The 17330-nt window shown below is 61.7% G+C and carries 18 protein-coding genes; 6 read left to right on the forward strand and 12 right to left on the reverse strand.

The window, feature by feature from the left end:
• The first annotated feature begins 28 nt into the window (after positions 1-28).
• From NKI72_RS05215 to msrB, 6 genes are all read left to right on the forward strand, one after another.
• Positions 29-475 carry a GNAT family N-acetyltransferase gene (locus NKI72_RS05215; RefSeq protein WP_352814863.1) on the forward strand — a complete coding sequence of 149 codons (447 nt, stop codon included), beginning with the start codon at positions 29-31 and terminating at the stop codon, positions 473-475.
• A gap of 61 nt (positions 476-536) precedes the next feature.
• Complete coding sequence (locus NKI72_RS05220) at positions 537-731, forward strand: type II toxin-antitoxin system HicA family toxin (protein WP_126104508.1); 195 nt, start codon at positions 537-539, stop codon at positions 729-731.
• A gap of 9 nt (positions 732-740) precedes the next feature.
• Entirely contained in the window at positions 741-1145 is a 405-nt protein-coding gene (locus NKI72_RS05225; RefSeq protein ID WP_254816428.1) for a type II toxin-antitoxin system HicB family antitoxin, read from the forward strand.
• Between the two features lie 9 nt (positions 1146-1154).
• Positions 1155-2345 carry a vWA domain-containing protein gene (locus NKI72_RS05230; RefSeq protein ID WP_352831303.1) on the forward strand — a complete coding sequence of 397 codons (1191 nt, stop codon included), beginning with the start codon at positions 1155-1157 and terminating at the stop codon, positions 2343-2345.
• On the forward strand, positions 2346-3167 hold the full coding sequence (locus tag NKI72_RS05235) for an MBL fold metallo-hydrolase (RefSeq protein WP_352768406.1): 822 nt from the start codon (positions 2346-2348) through the stop codon (positions 3165-3167). It abuts the gene before it with no gap.
• 109 nt (positions 3168-3276) lie between these two features.
• Positions 3277-3681, forward strand: coding sequence for a peptide-methionine (R)-S-oxide reductase MsrB (gene msrB, locus NKI72_RS05240; RefSeq protein WP_027152870.1), 405 nt, complete (start codon positions 3277-3279; stop codon positions 3679-3681).
• A 3-nt stretch (positions 3682-3684) separates the two neighbouring features.
• Here the strand turns inward: msrB and NKI72_RS05245 are convergent, their stop codons facing one another.
• From NKI72_RS05245 to NKI72_RS05300, 12 genes are all read right to left on the reverse strand, one after another.
• A complete protein-coding gene (locus tag NKI72_RS05245; RefSeq protein WP_023678043.1) occupies positions 3685-3999 on the reverse strand; it encodes a hypothetical protein in 315 nt (104 codons plus the stop codon).
• A 69-nt stretch (positions 4000-4068) separates the two neighbouring features.
• Positions 4069-4509, reverse strand: a complete 441-nt coding sequence (locus NKI72_RS05250; protein WP_352683328.1) for a hypothetical protein — start codon at positions 4507-4509, stop codon at positions 4069-4071.
• A 61-nt stretch (positions 4510-4570) separates the two neighbouring features.
• Entirely contained in the window at positions 4571-4831 is a 261-nt protein-coding gene (locus NKI72_RS05255) for a DUF2312 domain-containing protein (RefSeq protein WP_023719653.1), read from the reverse strand.
• Positions 4832-4991: 160 nt separating this feature from the next.
• Complete coding sequence (gene pyc / locus NKI72_RS05260; protein ID WP_352768410.1) at positions 4992-8450, reverse strand: pyruvate carboxylase; 3459 nt, start codon at positions 8448-8450, stop codon at positions 4992-4994.
• Between the two features lie 191 nt (positions 8451-8641).
• Entirely contained in the window at positions 8642-9760 is a 1119-nt protein-coding gene (locus tag NKI72_RS05265) for a branched-chain amino acid ABC transporter substrate-binding protein (protein WP_352471237.1), read from the reverse strand.
• Between the two features lie 138 nt (positions 9761-9898).
• Positions 9899-10246, reverse strand: coding sequence for a DUF6867 family protein (locus NKI72_RS05270; protein WP_352471238.1), 348 nt, complete (start codon positions 10244-10246; stop codon positions 9899-9901).
• A 19-nt stretch (positions 10247-10265) separates the two neighbouring features.
• Positions 10266-10994: an ABC transporter ATP-binding protein gene (locus NKI72_RS05275; RefSeq protein WP_352471239.1), complete on the reverse strand. Its 729-nt coding sequence runs from the start codon at positions 10992-10994 to the stop codon at positions 10266-10268.
• On the reverse strand, positions 10994-12160 hold the full coding sequence (locus NKI72_RS05280; protein ID WP_352540330.1) for an ABC transporter ATP-binding protein: 1167 nt from the start codon (positions 12158-12160) through the stop codon (positions 10994-10996). The genes NKI72_RS05275 and NKI72_RS05280 overlap by 1 nt, the downstream gene beginning before the upstream one ends.
• Positions 12160-13788, reverse strand: a complete 1629-nt coding sequence (gene livM / locus NKI72_RS05285) for a high-affinity branched-chain amino acid ABC transporter permease LivM (RefSeq protein ID WP_352767577.1) — start codon at positions 13786-13788, stop codon at positions 12160-12162. The genes NKI72_RS05280 and livM overlap by 1 nt, the downstream gene beginning before the upstream one ends.
• Before the next feature lie 4 nt (positions 13789-13792).
• Complete coding sequence (locus NKI72_RS05290) at positions 13793-14695, reverse strand: branched-chain amino acid ABC transporter permease (RefSeq protein ID WP_352454929.1); 903 nt, start codon at positions 14693-14695, stop codon at positions 13793-13795.
• Positions 14696-15030: 335 nt separating this feature from the next.
• A complete protein-coding gene (locus NKI72_RS05295; RefSeq protein WP_352767576.1) occupies positions 15031-16032 on the reverse strand; it encodes a 4-hydroxyproline epimerase in 1002 nt (333 codons plus the stop codon).
• Positions 16033-16060: 28 nt separating this feature from the next.
• Positions 16061-17311, reverse strand: a complete 1251-nt coding sequence (locus NKI72_RS05300) for an NAD(P)/FAD-dependent oxidoreductase (protein ID WP_352849966.1) — start codon at positions 17309-17311, stop codon at positions 16061-16063.
• Between the last annotated feature and the right edge of the window lie 19 nt (positions 17312-17330).

The raw sequence follows: 17330 nt of genomic DNA on the forward strand, positions 1-17330 counted from the left end.
CGGGTTGCCGACTTCAGAGGGAAATGAAATGACCGAGATCACCGTCCGCCCGCTTGTGCAATCCGACCACGCCGATTGGCGGCGTCTTTGGACCGCCTATCTCACCTTCTACGAAACCAAGCTGCCGGAAGAGGTTTACGCCGTCACCTGGAAGCGGCTGTTCACGGCGGGCGAGTTCGAGCCGAAAGGCTTCATCGCCACCCTCGACGGCAAGGCCGTCGGCCTGACGCACTATCTCTACCATCGCTCCTGCTGGTCGCAGATAAACAACTGTTACCTGCAGGACCTGTTCGCCGACCCCGATGTACGCGGCAAGGGCGTCGGCGCCGCCCTGATCGAAGCGGTCAAGCAGGAAGCCGGCAAGATCGGCGTCAAGAACGTCTACTGGATGACCCACGAAACCAACACCACCGCGCGCAAGCTCTACGACCACGTGGCGCGCAGGACCGGCTTCATCGAATACGATCTGCTATGATGAGGCCAACGATTGAAATAATCACCTGTGCGCAATATATTGCACATGATCAGGGGCGACAGTGCCGCTGATCGAGACCAACACGCGCAAGATTGTCACGAGGCTTTTACGTGACGGCTGGGTGAACGTAGGCGGCGGCAAACACGAGAAGTACGAGCATCCGGAAAGGCCGGAGATCATGATTATCGTGCCGCGGCATCGCGAACAATCTCTGGGTGTTGCGCGGTCGATCGCCCGGCTTGCTGGATGGATTTAAGGACGAATCATGACGCACTATGTCGGAATTCTTGACGGCGCAGATGAAGTCTGGGGAGTGCGGGTGCCTGATCTTCCCGGATGTCACGGCGGTGGCGCAAGTCCCGAAGAGGCGATAGCCGATGCGACTTCTGCCGTTCGCGAATGGGCAGAGACACGAATGGCGAAGAACTTGCCCTTGCCCGCGGCGCGCACTGTGGCAGATCTGCTCCGACTGGGCGAAGTCGATAGCGCTGCCGGTGAATCCGCCGTGATGATCCCTGTGCTGATCGATTCCGGACGGCCTGTCCGGGCCAATCTGTCGCTCGACGCAGGTCTTTTGGCGGCAATCGACGAAGAAGCGGGTCGGCGTGGTCTGACGCGTTCCGCCTTTATCGCCAGCGCCGCACGGGAGAAGATCGAGGGACACAGATAAAGTCGGACCATGTTCATCCCCTTCTTCCTCGAACTGAAGGCAGCGCGGGTTCCGGTCTCGCTCCGCGAATATCTGTCGCTGCTGGAGGGGCTGGAGGCCGGGCTGGTCGACTATGATGTCGAGGGCTTTTACTATCTCGCCCGCGCCGCTCTGGTGAAGGACGAGCGCCACATCGACCGCTTCGACCAGGTCTTTTCGCACATCTTCAAAGGTGTCGAGGCGCAAGCTGGCGAAAACGCGGTCGATGTCGCAAACATCCCGGAGGAATGGCTGCGGAGGCTCGCCGAAAAGCACCTGACCGACGAGGAGAGGAAGCTGATCGAGGCGCTGGGCGGCTTCGGAAAGCTGATGGAGACGCTGAAGAAGCGGTTGGAGGAGCAAAACGGCCGGCATCAGGGCGGTTCGAAATGGATCGGCACCGGCGGCACCTCGCCCTTCGGCGCCTATGGCTACAATCCCGAAGGCGTGCGCATCGGCCAGCACGAAAGCCGCAACCGCCGCGCGGTAAAAGTCTGGGACAAACGCGAGTTCAGGAATTTCGATGACGCCGTCGAACTCGGCACCCGCAACATCAAGGTCGCGCTGAAGCGCTTGCGCCGCTGGGTGCGCGAAGGCGCCGAACAGGAATTCGACCTGCCCGGCACCATCCACGCCACCGCCGAGCACGGTTATCTTGACGTTAAGACACAACCCGAACGTCGCAATGCCGTGAAGCTGCTGATGTTCTTCGATGTCGGCGGCTCGATGGACGACCATGTCAGGAGTGTCGAGGAGCTGTTTTCGGCCGCCCGCGCCGAGTTCCGCCAGCTCGAATATTTCTATTTCCACAACTGCCTCTACGAGGGCGTGTGGAAGGACAATCGCCGCCGCCATGCCGAGGTGATTCCGACCTTCGATCTCCTCCATAAATATGGCCCCGACTACAAGGTGATCGTCGTCGGCGACGCCTCGATGAGCCCCTATGAGATCGCTCAACCCGGCGGCTCGGTCGAGCATTGGAACAAGGAGGCCGGCGCCGTCTGGCTCGGCAGGCTGCTGCAGCAATGGCCGAACGCCATTTGGCTCAATCCGGAAGACGCGAAGAACTGGGGTTTTACCCATTCGATTGCCATGATCCGCGATATTTTTGGCGGCCGCATGTTTCCGCTGACGCTCGCCGGCCTCGAAGCCGCGACGAAGCAACTTTCAAGGAAGCACTGAATGGATCCACGCAAAACAGGACGGTCGACCTGTTTCCTTTGCCTGCAATGCGGTGTCCAGTTCGCGGCGACAGCGACGCCGCCGCGACATTGCCCGATCTGCGAGGACGAGCGGCAATATGTGCGCTGGGAAGGTCAGGCCTGGACCACGCCGGAAGAGCTCGCCGCCGGCCATCGGGTCGTGATCAAGGATGATGCCGGCGTGCTCGCCTTCGGCATCGAGCCACGCTTCGCTATCGGCCAGCGCGCATTGCTGGCGCAAACGCCGCACGGCAATGTGCTGTGGGACTGCATCTCGATGGTCAGCGACGAGGCGGTGGCCGAGATCAACCGCCGGGGCGGCCTGACCGCCATCGCCATTTCGCACTGCCATTATTATTCGGCAATGGTCGAATGGAGCGGGGCGTTTGGCGGCGTGCCGATTTATCTGCACGCCGATGATCGTCAGTGGATCATGCGGCCGCATCCGGCAATCATCAGTTGGGAAGGCGAGATGCGCGCCATAAACCCGTCGCTGACGCTCATCCGCTGCGGCGGCCACTTTGCCGGTGGCCAGGTACTGCACTGGAAGCGCGACCGCGGCAATGCCATCCTGGCCGGCGACATCCTGCAGGTGACGCCGACCCGCCGTCATGTCAGCTTCATGTACAGCTATCCGAACTATATCCCGCTCAACGCGACGAAAGTGCTCGGCATCAAGGCCGCGCTGGAGCCTTTCGCGTTCGACCATATCTACGGCGCATGGTGGAACCAGAACGTCATCGGAGATGCAAAGGCAGCATTTTCAGCATCGGTTGCGCGCTATCTCGCGGCCATCGCCTGAGGGATTCTTCGCAGCAGGACAGGAAATACGAGCAAACGCCGTAACAAATGCCTATTTCAGGCGAAGTTGCGAAGGCAACCCAAATAGCGACATAAGCTAAGAGGAAAAAATGGACAGCCACACCTACCCCGTTACCCGCACCGATGCCGAATGGCGCGCCCGGCTGACGCCTGAGCAATATGCGGTGATGCGCAACCACGGCACCGAGCGGCCGGGAAGCTGCGCCCTGCTGCACGAGAAGCGCGCCGGCACCTTCTCCTGCGTCGGCTGCGACCAGCCCTTGTTTGAATCCAAGCTGAAATTCGAGAGCGGCACCGGCTGGCCGAGCTTCAACGACCCAGTGCCGGGTTCGGTCGAGACCACCGTCGACCGCAGCTACGGCATGGTCCGCACCGAATGCCATTGCGCCCGCTGCGGCAGCCATCTCGGCCATGTCTTCGAGGACGGCCCGCCACCGACCGGTCTGCGCTATTGCATCAACGGCGTGGCGCTCAAATTCGAGCCGGCCGCCTGATCGTCAGGCCACAACCACCAGGATCAGCCACAACGTGGCGCCAAGAGTCATCAGCGAGGCCATGACGCCACTCGATTTTCCGGCAGTTCGCCAAACGGCAAAGGTCAGGAAGATATTGTAGGGAACCGGCGCGAAATGCACCGCCAGGACGAGCGCAAGCGGCAGCTTCAATCCTAGCAGAATGAGCGCCGCCACCGACGACGCGACGTTGATCGCTGTGCCGACAACGACCAGGTCGCGCCAGAACAGCCGATCGAGCGGCACGCCGCCGAACCAGCGTGAGCGGAAGAAAGCGGCAACGCGCGACATGATCGTCATCGATCGACCGGCTCCCTGGCTGCTCACCAGAGCAACCCTTCCACAAGGATTGCGTCTGGAAACCCTGCTTTATTCCTGACCCAGAACGTCGGCAATCGCGCGCTCGAAACGTGAGGCTTCCGTCACCAGCCAGTCGGTCATCGCCGGCCAATTGTCCTCGGCAAAACAATTCACCCGCCACATCGAATTGATGCCGAGGCCGTCGCAACTTTGTTCTGGCCTGAGCTTCAGCCTGTCTTCGATGGCCGGCTGGAACGGCTTCAACCGCGACCAGGCTTGCGTGGCACCGAACTTCTCGTTGCGGCCGAAGAAGACGCCGACATGATTGTGCGCAGGCGCGACATACATGGAAAGGACCAATGCGAAATCGGGCAGCCCACGCTGCCAGAACCACGGTCCGCGCCTCGCCAACAGAGCCCTTTCATCCGGATGCCGTTCCGCGAACAGCGTCCAGAAGCTGCGTTGGCGGAATTCAGAGGCGCGGCGGGCGCCAAAATCGAATTCGCTCATGGCTGGAATCCATGGTCAGAACCGCTTCTCCCGCGATCGTCTCCGGCGCCGAGGCCGGCCTTTACACCATGCCGAGCGCAGCCTTGTACAGATCGAGGATGGACTCCTCTTCCTGCCGCTCGGCCTGGTCCTTCTTGCGCAGCCGGATGATCGACCGCATCGCCTTGGTGTCGAATCCGGTGCCCTTGGCCTCGGCGAACACTTCCTTGATGTCGTCGGCAATCGTCTTCTTCTCTTCCTCGAGCCGCTCGATTCGTTCGATGAAGGCGCGCAGCTGGCCGGCGGCAACAGTCTGGCTGGTCTCGGTGATGTCGTCGGCCATATTCTTCTCTCCGCGTCGTTTCTCGCCGCGACTCGGGGTGACCCGAGCGGCGAATTGCAGCGGTTCGATGCCCGACCGGGCGCGGCGGGTCAAGGTACTATCGATGCGGCATGAAGGGCTGCTGCCAGGCGCCGACAAGTCTCTCTGATGCCGGCCTGTTTCACCCGAACGCGATCAGCAGATCCTTGGCATCGATCTGGTCGCCGGCCTTGACCAGCACCTCGGCTATGGTGCCGTCGCGTTCGGCATGCAACGCCGTTTCCATCTTCATCGCTTCGATCGACAGCAGCACGTCGCCGGCCTTCACCGCCTGGCCGGCAGCGACCGCAAGCGCCGAGACGACGCCAGGCATCGGCGCGCCGACATGCGCCTCATTGCCCGGCTCCGCCTTGCGCCGTGCCTTGGCAGCGGACGCGCCATGGGCCCGGTCCGGCACCTTCACCCGGCGCGGCTGCCCGTTGAGCTCGAAGAACACGGTGACCATGCCCTTTTCGTCGACATCGCCGATGGCAAGGCAGCGCACCACCAGCGTCTTGCCTTTTTCGATGTCGACGAAAATCTCGTCTTCCGGCTTCATGCCGTAGAAATAGGTCGGCGTCGGCAGCACGCTGACCGGCCCGTAGGTCTCCTGCGCGGCGGCAAAATCGGAAAACACCTTCGGATACATCAGCCACGACGCGAATTCGAACCCGCTGAGCTTGCGCTCGAGCTTTTCCTCGACCTCCGCGCGACTGGCCTTGAGGTCCGCCGGTTTGAGCAGCGAACCCGGCCGCACCGTGATCGGCTTTTCGCCCTTCAGCACCTTCTTCTGCAATGGCTTTGGCCAGCCGCCCGGCGACTGGCCGAGATCGCCGCGCAACATCGACACCACCGAATCCGGGAAGGCGATGTCCCTCGCCGGATTCTCGACGTCGGCGACGGTCAGGTCCTGGCTCACCATCATCAGCGCCATGTCGCCGACGACCTTGGACGACGGCGTCACCTTGACGATGTCGCCGAACATCAGATTGACGTCGTGATAGGTCTGCGCCACTTCGTGCCAGCGTGTCTCCAGCCCGAGCGAGCGCGCCTGTTCCTTGAGGTTGGTGAACTGACCGCCCGGCATTTCGTGCAGATAGACCTCCGATGCCGGCCCCTTCAGGTCGCTTTCGAAGGCTGAATACTGGTTGCGCACCGCCTCCCAGTAGAACGAGATGTTCCTGATCCACTGCGGGTCGAGGCCCGGATCGCGCTCGGTGCCCTTCAGCGCCTCCACGATCGAACCCAGGCACGGCTGCGAGGTGTTGCCCGATAGCGAATCCATCGCCGCGTCGATGGCGTCGACGCCGCTCTCCACCGCCGCCAGCACGGTTGCCGCCGACAGGCCGGATGTGTCGTGGGTGTGGAAGTGGATCGGCAGGTCCGTCGCCTCGCGCAGTGCCTTGAACAGCGCGCGGGCAGCGCTCGGCTTTAGAAGCCCAGCCATGTCCTTGACGGCGATGATGTGGGCGCCTGCCGCCTGCAATTCCCTGGCCAGGCCGACATAGTATTTCAGATCGTATTTCGCCCGCGCCGGATCGAGTATGTCGCCGGTATAACAGATCGCCGCTTCGATCAGTCTGCCCTCGGCGCCGACCGCATCCATGGCCACGCGCATGTTCTCGACCCAGTTCAGGCAGTCGAAGACCCGGAACAGGTCGATGCCGCCGGCAGCGGCCTGGCGGACGAAATGCTGGACGACATTGTCGGGATAGTTGGTATAGCCGACGCCGTTGGCACCGCGCAGGAGCATCTGCAGCAGAAGGTTGGGTGCTGCCTCGCGCACCAGCGACAGCCGCTCCCATGGGTCTTCGGTGAGAAAGCGCATGGCGACGTCGAATGTGGCGCCGCCCCAGCATTCGAGCGACAAAAGCTGCGGCAGAGCACGCGCATAGGTGCCGGCAATTCCGGCAATGTCATAGGTGCGCACACGCGTCGCGAGCAAGGATTGATGCCCGTCGCGCATTGTCGTGTCGGTGACCAGCACCTCTTTTTGCTCGCGCATCCACGCGGCGAATTTCTCCGGCCCGAGCACGTCGAGCTTCTGCTTGCTGCCTTGAGGCACATTGCCGTTGAGATATGGCACTACCGGTGGCGCCGCATCGGCCTTTGGCTGCGGCCGGCCGCGCGTCTCGGGATGACCATTGACCGAAACGTCGGCAAGGTAGTTGAGCAGCTTGGTCGCGCGGTCCTGCCGCTTCACACTGGCGAACAGTTCCGGCGTCGTGTCGATGAACTTGGTGGTGTAGGAATTGTCGGCGAAGCTCGGGTGATTGATGATCGCCTCGAGGAACGTGAGGTTGGTCGCCACGCCGCGGATGCGGAATTCGCGCAGCGCCCGGTTCATGCGGGCGATGGTCTCGGCCGGCGTCGGCGCCCACGCCGTTACCTTTTCCAGCAGCGGATCGTAGAAGCGGGTGATGACCGCGCCCGAATAGGCGGTGCCGCCATCAAGGCGGATACCGAAGCCGGTGGCACCGCGATAGGCGGTGATGCGGCCATAGTCGGGGATGAAATTATGCTCGGGATCTTCCGTGGTGATGCGGCACTGCAGCGCGTGGCCGTTGAGCCTGATGTCCTTCTGCGCCGGAACGCCCGATTCCGCCGTGCCGATGGCAAAGCCGTCGAGGATATGGATCTGCGCCTTGACGATGTCGATGCCGGTCACCTGTTCGGTGACCGTGTGCTCGACCTGGATACGCGGATTGACCTCGATGAAGTAGAATTTTCCGGTATCGGCATCCTGCAGGAACTCGACCGTGCCGGCGCCGATATAGCTGGTTTCGCGCGCGATCCTCAGCGCGTAGCCGCAAAGCTCCTCGCGCTGTGACATTTCGAGGTAGGGCGCCGGCGCCCGCTCGACCACTTTCTGGTTGCGGCGCTGGATCGAACAATCGCGCTCGAACAGGTGCACGGCGTTGCCATGAGTGTCGCCCAGCACCTGCACCTCGACATGGCGTGCGCGCTCGATCAGCTTTTCGAGATAGACCTCGTCCTTGCCGAAAGCCGCCTTCGCCTCACGCTTGCCTTCCATGACCTCGCGCGCGAGATCTGCCTCGGAGCGGATGGCGCGCATGCCGCGGCCGCCGCCGCCCCAGGATGCCTTGAGCATCACCGGGTAGCCGATCGTCTTGGCGAGTTCCTTTACCGCCTCCATGTCGTCCGGCAAGGGATCGGTGGCGGGAATTACCGGCACGCCGACTTCGATCGCGAGGTTGCGAGCGGCGACCTTGTTGCCTAGCCTGCGCATCGTATCCGGCTTTGGCCCGATGAAGATGATGCCGGCCGTGGCGCAGGCCTCGGCGAATTCCGGGCTTTCCGACAGCAGGCCGTAGCCTGGATGGATGGCATCGGCGCCCGATAGCCTGGCGACGCGGATAACCTCCTCGATCGACAGATAGCTTTCTATCGGCCCCATGTCCCTGGCCAAATGCGGCCCGCGCCCGACCTGGTAGCTTTCGTCGGCCTTGAAGCGATGCAGGGAGTATTTGTCCTCCTCTGCCCAGATCGCCACGGTTTTGAGGCCGAGCTCATTGGCCGCGCGGAAGACGCGGATGGCTATTTCGGAGCGGTTGGCGACAAGGATCTTCGAGATTGCCAAGGACAGGGCTCCGGACGCGGGAAAGGGAACTGCTGGACATGATTAGCGCGAAAATGCTGCAGTGCAAACAAAAATGGAGACGTCGGCTAAACCGATTTAAATCCTTGCGGCTATGCGATGAAGCAAAAGACAAATGAAAAATGCCCGGCGCGAGGCGCCGGGCATTTTTTGGGCTGCAGGCGTTTGCCGGCTTATTGTTCGAAGTAGGTGTACTTGCCGTCGTCACCCTTCTTCCAAGTGTAGATGACGTAGTCGGGACGGGTGATGTCGCCCTTTGCGTCATAGCCGATGTCGCCGATGGCGGTCTTCCACGGGCCACTCTTCTTGATCTCTTCCGCAACCTTCTGCGCGTCATCGGAAGAGCCGACCTTGTTGGCGGCGGCGGCGACGATCTGCAGCGCGGCATAGGAGTAGAGCGTATAGGCTTCAGGCTCGAAACCGGCGGCGCGGAACTTCTCCACGAGTTCCTTGGCGTTCGGGTTCTTGCGCGGATCGGGAGCGAACGTCATCAGCGTGCCGTCGACGGCATCGCCGGCGATGGAGGCCAATTCGTTCGACACGATGCCGTCGCCGGACATGAACTGGGCCTTGAGACCCTGATCGGCGAGCTGGCGCATAATCAGGCCGGCCTCGGTGTGCAGGCCGCCATAGTAGACGACGTTGACGCCGGCATCCTTCATCTTGGCGATCAACGCCGAGAAGTCCTTGTCGCCGACATTGATGCCCTCATACATGGCTTCGGTCACGCCATCAGCATTGAGTGCCTTCTTGGTTTCGTCGGCGAGACCCTGGCCGTAAGGCGTCTTGTCGTGGACGACGGCGATCTTGCCGTCCTTAAAGTGCGCGGCGAGGTAGTCGCCGGCAACCTTGCCCTGCTGATCGTCGCGTCCGCAGGTACGGAACGTGTTCCACAGGCCCCGCTCGGTCAGCTTCGGGTTGGTCGCGGAAGGCGTGATGACGAGAATGCCGTTCTCGGCATAGACCTCTGACGCCGGAATGGTGACGCCCGAATTGAAGTGGCCGACGACATATTTGACGCCATCGGCGACAAACTTGTTGGCGACCGAGATGCCCTGCTTCGGATCCGACACGTCGTCGCCGACCTCGATCTTGATCTGCTCGCCGTTAATGCCGCCAGCCGCGTTGATATCGGCGGCAGCCTGTTCGGCGCCCTTCTGCAACTGCGCGCCGAATGCTGCGTTCGGGCCAGTGATCGGACCGGCAACGCCGATCAGGATGTCAGCCCACGCGCTGCCGCTGAACGCGACAAGCGCGGTCAGGGCGACGGCGGACAAAAGTGACTTTTTCATTGAAACGCTCCCATTTACCGAGTGGGCGTGGATGTTGCTTTCATGCGATGCCCACTCTTGCTCGCAGAAAGAGTACTTTGCCGATTTTCAGGCACTTGTCACGCCGATTCATCCCTGAAGCGCCGTTAATGATAAATGTCAACCTTTTGGTTTCCAGCTCAAAAGAGAGGCTCTTTCGTAAAGCCAATTATACTGCGTTACCATCTGGTTGGTGCGCGTGTATTGGTAGCCAATGAAGCCCAATATCATCAGCACGATGGTGTCGACCACGTAGTAATGCAGCGAAAACATCGTTCCGCCGAACAGCGCATGATGGATGAATCTTACGCCGATGCCGAGCCCCAGCATGTAGGCGAACAACTGGGCGAAGCTGCGCCACGTCTGCGCACATGCCTTGCCCGTCATCCACGCCGCCCAGCCGCCGAGCAGGCAGGTGACGAAGAAGAACTGCCAGATCGAGGGTTCCTCATAGACAATGCCCTGCATGATTGATGTCTCCTGAAACTCAGTGATGGCCGCCTTCGAGATAGGCGGCGCGCACCTCCGGATTGGCGAGCAACTCCTTGCCGGTGCCGCTCATCGTCACGTTGCCGTTGACCATGACATAGCCGCGCGTGGCGAGCTTCAGAGCGCCGAAGGCGTTTTGCTCGACCAGGAACACGGTCAGTCCCTGCGTGCGGTTCAGCTCCCGGATAGCGTCGAATATCTGCTTGACGATCAGCGGCGCCAGGCCAAGCGACGGCTCGTCGAGCAAAAGCAGCTTCGGCCGCGCCATCAGCGCGCGCCCGATCGACAGCATCTGCTGCTCGCCGCCGGACAGCGTGCCACCACGCTGGGCAATGCGTTCCTTCAGGCGTGGAAACAGCGTGAACACCTTCTCGACGTCCTCGTCATAATGCTCGAGGTTGTCGAGGCTGGCGCCCATTTGCAGGTTTTCCATCACCGTCATGCGCGGGAAAATGCGGCGCCCTTCCGGCGACTGGGCGATGCGCATGCGCGCGATCTCGTGGGTCGGCATCTGGGTGATGTCGGTACCGGCGAATGTGATGGTACCCGCGCGGGCGCGGGGAGCACCGAAGATGGTCATCATCAGCGTCGACTTGCCGGCGCCGTTGGCACCGATCAGCGCTACGATCTCACCTTGCTTGACCGTGACATCGACGCCGTTCAGCGCCCTGATGTTGCCGTAGTAGGTCTGGACGCCCTTGATATCGAGCAGCGTTGTGCCGGCCATTATTTCCGCCCTCCACGCCGATTAGAGGTGCCGGGAGTTTTTGACTTCACCGGAGCCTTGGAGGCCGGCTTTGCAGTGGAAGATTTTGCGGCAGAAGATTTCGCGGCCGATTTGGCTTTGGCCGGCGATCCGGACTTTGCCGCGGCACTCGACCTTGCATCGATCTGCCCGGCTTTCGAAGCGCCCTTTGACACGGTGACGCGTTCGCCCTCGCTGTGGCCAACCGTGTCGGCAACCGGTCCGGCGAGATACGAAGACGACGTGCCTGGGCCGTGGGCCGCATCCGGACCCGTATCCAATTGCTCGATGACGTCTTCGTCGCCGACTTCGGTCAGCACCGTCTCGACGTCCTCGTCTTCGACGCCGAGGTAGGCAGCGATGACGCGCGGGTCGGTCCGCACCGATTGCGGGTTGCCGTCGGAGATCTTGCGCCCGTATTCGAGCACGACGACATGGTCTGAAATCTGCATAACCACCGCCATATCATGCTCGATCAAAAGGATCGACGTGCCGGTGTTGTCCTTGATGTCCATCAGCAGTGCATTGAGCGCCGCCGATTCCTTCGGATTAAGGCCGGCGGCCGGCTCGTCGAGGCACAGAAGCTCAGGGCCGGTGCACATGGCGCGAGCAATTTCGAGCCGTCGCTGCGCGCCATATGGCAGATCGCCGGCAGGATCGTCGGCGCGGTCGACGAGATCGGCCTTTTCCAGCCAGTGCTCGGCCAGTTCAACCGATTCCGCCGAAGCCTGTCTGTATCCGCTATAACCGAACAGGCCGAGAATGGTATAGCCGGACGCTTTCATCAGCTTGTTGTGCTGGGCCACCAGCAGGTTCTCCAGCAGCGTCATGCCCGAGAACAGGCGGATGTTCTGGAAGGTGCGCGCCACCTTGGCCCGCGCCGGGATTTCATGGTTCGGCAAACGTTCGAGCAGGAAGGTCGAGCCGTCGCGCCGATTGAGCGTGATCATGCCTTCCGACGGTTTGTAGAAACCGGTGATGCAATTGAACACGGTGGTCTTGCCGGCGCCGTTGGGACCGATCAGCGCGGTGATCTCGCCGCGTTTGGCCTGGAACGACAGGTCGCCGATGGCGACGAGACCGCCGAACTTCATCGACAAATGATCGACCTGCAGGATGGCATCGTTCACGGAGGGACTCGCGTTCATCAGCCGTGTCCCTCCTTGGTGAAGGACCCCGACACCGCCCTGCGCACCTTGAGGAAGGCTGTCGGCTCGCGGCTGCCGACGAAGCCGCGCGGCTTCCACAGCATGACGATGACCATGGCCATGCCGAACAACAGCATGCGATAAAGCTCCGGCGTGAAGTCGGGGCCGAACCCGGGTATAACCTTGATGTTGCCCCAACTCAGGCCGGTCTTGAGGAAATCCAGTTCGCGCAGGATTTCGGTGCCGCCGATCATCACCATCGCGGCGACGGCAATGCCGACCAGCGAGCCCATGCCGCCAAGCACGACGATGGCAAGGATGATCGCGGATTCCAGGAAGACGAAGGATTCCGGGCTGACGAAGCCTTGCCGCGCGGCAAAGAACGAGCCGGCGAAGCCGCCAAACATCGCGCCCGTGGCAAAGGCCGTGAGCTTGGTGGTGGTGGTGTTGATACCGAGCGAGCGGCAGGCGATCTCGTCCTCGCGCAGCGCTTCCCAGGCGCGGCCGACCGGCAGACGCCTGAGCCTCACGGTGACGAAGGCCGTCAGCAGACAGAGCCCAAGGATCAAATAGTAGAGGAATATCTTGTAGTAGGCACCCGATTGGGCGATGCCGAGCACCTTCGAGATGTAGTTCGGATCGGAGACGTTGAACGACATCAGGCCGAAGAAAGACACCTTCGGGATGCCGGAAATGCCGGCCGAGCCGTTGGTCACCTCGCGCCAGTTGATGATCACCAGCCTTATGATTTCGCCGAAGGCGAGCGTCACGATCGCCAGATAGTCACCGCGCAGGCGCAGCACCGGGAAGCCGAGCATCACGCCCCAGAACGCAGCCATCAGGCCAGCGGCGGGCAGCAGGATCCAGAAGGAGAGGCCGAAATGCGTGCCGAGCAGCGCATAGGCGTAGGCACCGACGGCGTAGAAGGCGACATAGCCGAGATCGAGCAAGCCGGCCAAGCCGATAACGATATTCAGCCCCCAAGCCAGCATCACGTAGATCAGGATCTGGATGCCGTAATTGTCGACATATTTCAGCGAGCCCTGGAAACCGGCGGCCATCGACCCGGCATATAGAGCCAGCACCAACACCACGATAATCGGGTAGAGCGCCAGTGCGGTTATGCCCAATGCCGAGAAATGAGCGTGAATGAAGGCCCGGAACCGATATATCAGCCAAGCCAGCGCATAGATGATTGCGAGCGCCCGCAGGAACCGCACAAAATCGGAAAGTTCCGGCCCTAAGGCCTCGGTCAGAAAGCTGCTGAGCGCGAGCAGAATAACGGCGACGGCGAGCGCCACGATGAACGCGGGAAGGCGGAAGAATCGCGAAGCCAAGCTGACCGGCAGCAGGCCGGTGGCGACGTCGACGATCTTCTGGTTCGCCAGGAAGGGCTGGCCATAGGCGACATAGAGGAAGCGTCCTGCCATGGTGGCGATCACGACGCCGGCGAGCAAGCCCCAGCGTTGCACCAGGATCAGTTCGTTGGAGATATTCTGGTCGGTTTTCAGGCCGATAAACAGCACGAACAGGCCAAGCGAGATGGCGCCGGCATAGAGCGCTTCGCGAAAAGCGCGCTGGACCGGGGTGGCGACGACGGTGCTTTCCGGAGACACGGTAACCGCCATGATCTCAGACCTTTTCGACTTCTGGCCGGCCGAGAATGCCGGAAGGCAGGAAGATCAGCACGATCGCCAGGATGGAGAAGGCGGCGACGTCCTTGTAGTCGATCGAGAAATAAGCCGACCACATGCTTTCGATGAAGCCAATCATCAGCCCGCCGAGCACGGCGCCGGGCAGTGAGCCGATGCCGCCGAGCACCGCGGCAGTAAACGCCTTCACACCGGGCGTAAAGCCGTCGGAAAACACAACAACGCCGTAATACATCAGGAACAACGTGCCGGCGACAGCGGCAAGGGCGGCGCCCATAATGAAGGTGATCGAGATGGTGCGATCGACGTCGACGCCGAGCAGCGCGGCCATCTTGCGGTCCTGCTCGCAGGCGCGCTGCGCCCGGCCGAGCGAGGTCTTGTTGACCAGGTACCAGAACAGCGCGAGCAGGACTATGGTGACCAGGACAATGATGATCTGCTTCAGCGAGACGCTGATGCCTTCGATGTTGTAGACCTTGGACACCATTGGCGGGACCGGCTTGTTGCGCGGCCCTTGCGTCACCTGGACGAAATTGGACAGCGCAATCGACATGCCAATCGCGGTGATCAGCGGCGCCAGCCGGAATGAACCACGCAAAGGCCGGTAGGCCACCTTCTCGATCGTCCAGTTATACAGGCTGGTCAGCAGCATCGCGACGATCATCATGATCAGCAGCGCAACGACGATCGGCAGCGAATAGAACAACGCACCGAGGATAAGGAAAACGATGAGCGCGGTGAAAGCGCCGATCATGAAAATGTCGCCATGGGCGAAATTGATCATGCCGATGATGCCGTAGACCATCGTATAGCCGATCGCTATCAGCCCATAGATCGATCCCAGCGTCAGCCCGTTGATAAGCTGCTGGACAAAATACTGCATGCTGTCGTGGCTCCCCTGGAATGTCGCCCATGCAGACGCATTCCTTTTCGTATTTTCCCTAGTCGTAAAGTTTCGAGCCCGGATTGCAACGTGATTTTTCGATCATTACGCGTGTTTTCGCCGCACGTCGTCCGATTGCCCGTTTTGTTCCGGTGCGCCCCCTGGACCATCGCGGACCCTACCATTGGCCTAACGCAATGTCTTTGACGATTCAATCGCAGCATGCGACCCATTTCGAAGAAATCGCCGTCAAAATAAGTTGATGAGCGGGATCGTTGCGCCGTCGAAGGCAATCCGTTTGCGCTCTCTTTCTTTCGCTTGCGTCAGCGTTTTCTCTATTTGACGACGAAGCCGTGCGCGAACGGGTCGCGGTCGTCGATGAAGATCGTGTTCAATCCGGTCATCCGCGCCCACCCGCCGATCGACGGAATGATTGCCGGCTTGCCGGCGACGGTGACCTCTTTCTCCACCCTGCCCTTGAACAGCGACCCGATGATCGATTCGTGGACGAAGTCGTCGCCGACCCCAAGCTTGCCCTTGGCGTGAAGCTGCGCCATCCGCGCCGAGGTGCCGGTGCCGCAGGGCGAGCGGTCGATTGCCTTGTCGCCGTAGAAGACGGCGTTGCGGGCATCGGCTTGCGGGTTGGTCGGCGCCCCGGTCCACAATATGTGCGACAGCTTATCGATGCCGGGATTCTCCGGGTGGACGAAGGAATATTTCTCGTTGAGCCGCTGCCGCATCACCGGGCTCCAGGCGATCAGTTCGCCGGCCGAATGGTCGGCCATGTCGCGATAGGTTTTTTGCGGTTCGACGATGGCGTAGAAATTGCCGCCATAGGCGACATCGACGCTGATCTCGCCGAGCCCGGGGCATTCGACCGTCAGAGCCTCGGCATAGAGGAAGGAAGGCACATTGGTGATGCGCACCTCCTCCACATAGTCGCCGACTTGGCTGTACTCCGCTACGACCAAGCCCGCCGGCGTATCCAGCCTGAGCACGCCCGGTGTCTTCGGCTTGATCAGCCCATGCTCGACGGCAAAAGTTACCGTGCCGATGGTGCCGTGGCCGCACATCGGCAAGCAGCCCGAGGTTTCGATGAACAGGATGGCGATGTCGCAATCTTCACGCGTCGGCGGATAGAGGATCGAGCCGGACATCACGTCATGGCCGCGCGGCTCGAACATCAGCCCGGTGCGGATCCAGTCATATTCGGCCAGGAAATGCGCTCGCCGCTCCATCATCGTCGAGCCCTTGAGCAAAGGCCCGCCGCCGGCGACCAGCCGCACCGGATTGCCGCAGGTGTGGCCGTCTATGCAGAAGAAGGAATTCTTGGCCATGCCGGCTCCCAACTGACTGTCTTCGAACTCAAAACCGTTGCGGGCTGAACGGGCCGAGATCGAGCGATGGATTCTGCCCGAGAACGAGCTCGCGGATCAAGCGCCCGGTCACCGCGGCCTGGGGCAGGCCGAGGTGACCGTGGCCGAAACCATACACCACCGACGGCGTTTGTTGCGACCGCCCGATCACCGGCAGCGAATCCGGCAGCGACGGCCGGAACCCCATCCATTCGCGTCCATTGGCCGGATCCAGTCCCGGCAGGAATTTCTGCGCCTTTTCGAGCAGCGCTTTCGAGCGCGCATAATTGGGCGGCCTCTCAAGGCCGCCGAGTTCGACCGCGCCGCCGACGCGCAGGCCCGTCTCGAGCGGCGTGATGACGAAGCCATGTCCGGAGAAGATCAATTGCCGCTTTACGTCGAAGGCAGTCTTCGGCAACGTCGTGTTGTAGCCACGCTCGGTCTCCAGCGGGATTCCGTCGCCGAGATGTCTCGCCAGCAGATGCGACCAGGCCCCGGCAGCGATGACGACGTGCTTCGCCCGTCGCCGCGTGCCGTCGGCCGTGGTCAGGATCGCGCCGTCCTGTCCCGCCTCGACACGCTCGATCCGGGCCCTTTCGAACCCGGCGCCCAACCTCTCGGCATAGGCCCACAAGGCCTTTCCAAGCAGCTTGGGATCGGCAACGGTTTTCCACCCCGGCACGAACGTTCCCTTGACGAAGCGCGGCGACAGACCGGGCTGCAGGGCTGTGAGAGCGCTCCCCTCGACATGGCTGAAGCCGATGCCGAAGCGCTGCCTTGCCGCCCAGCCGGGCAGTGAAGCCTTGAACTCGGCCTCGCTGTCGTAGAGTTCGAGCGAGCCGTCCTCACGCAGCATCGGCCGTGTGCCGGAACGGTCGAGCAAGCCCATCCATTCCGCCTCGGCGAGCTTCATCATCCCGGCCTGCGCGGCAAGGCCGCCTTCATAGCGGTCGCTTCGGCCGGCGCGCCAGAAGCGGACCAGCCAGGGCAGCAGCTTCGGCAGATACGCGGGTGGGATGCTGAGCGGGCCGAGCGGGTCGGCGAGCCATTTCGGCAACTGCTTGATCATGCCCTTGTGGGCGAGCGGCAGCACATCGGAGAAGGCAAAGGCAGCGGCATTGCCGGAACTGGTTTCCTCACAGATCCCCGTCCGATCGAAGATCGTCACGTTTCGCCCCGCCTCTGCCAGAAAGGCGGCGGCGCAGATGCCGATGATGCCGCCACCAATGATGGCGACATCGAGCGTAGCATTATCATTCATTGCCATGCGCCGCGCTGCA

The organism is Mesorhizobium sp. M0437, assembly GCF_040321335.1.
Lineage (GTDB): Bacteria > Pseudomonadota > Alphaproteobacteria > Rhizobiales > Rhizobiaceae > Mesorhizobium.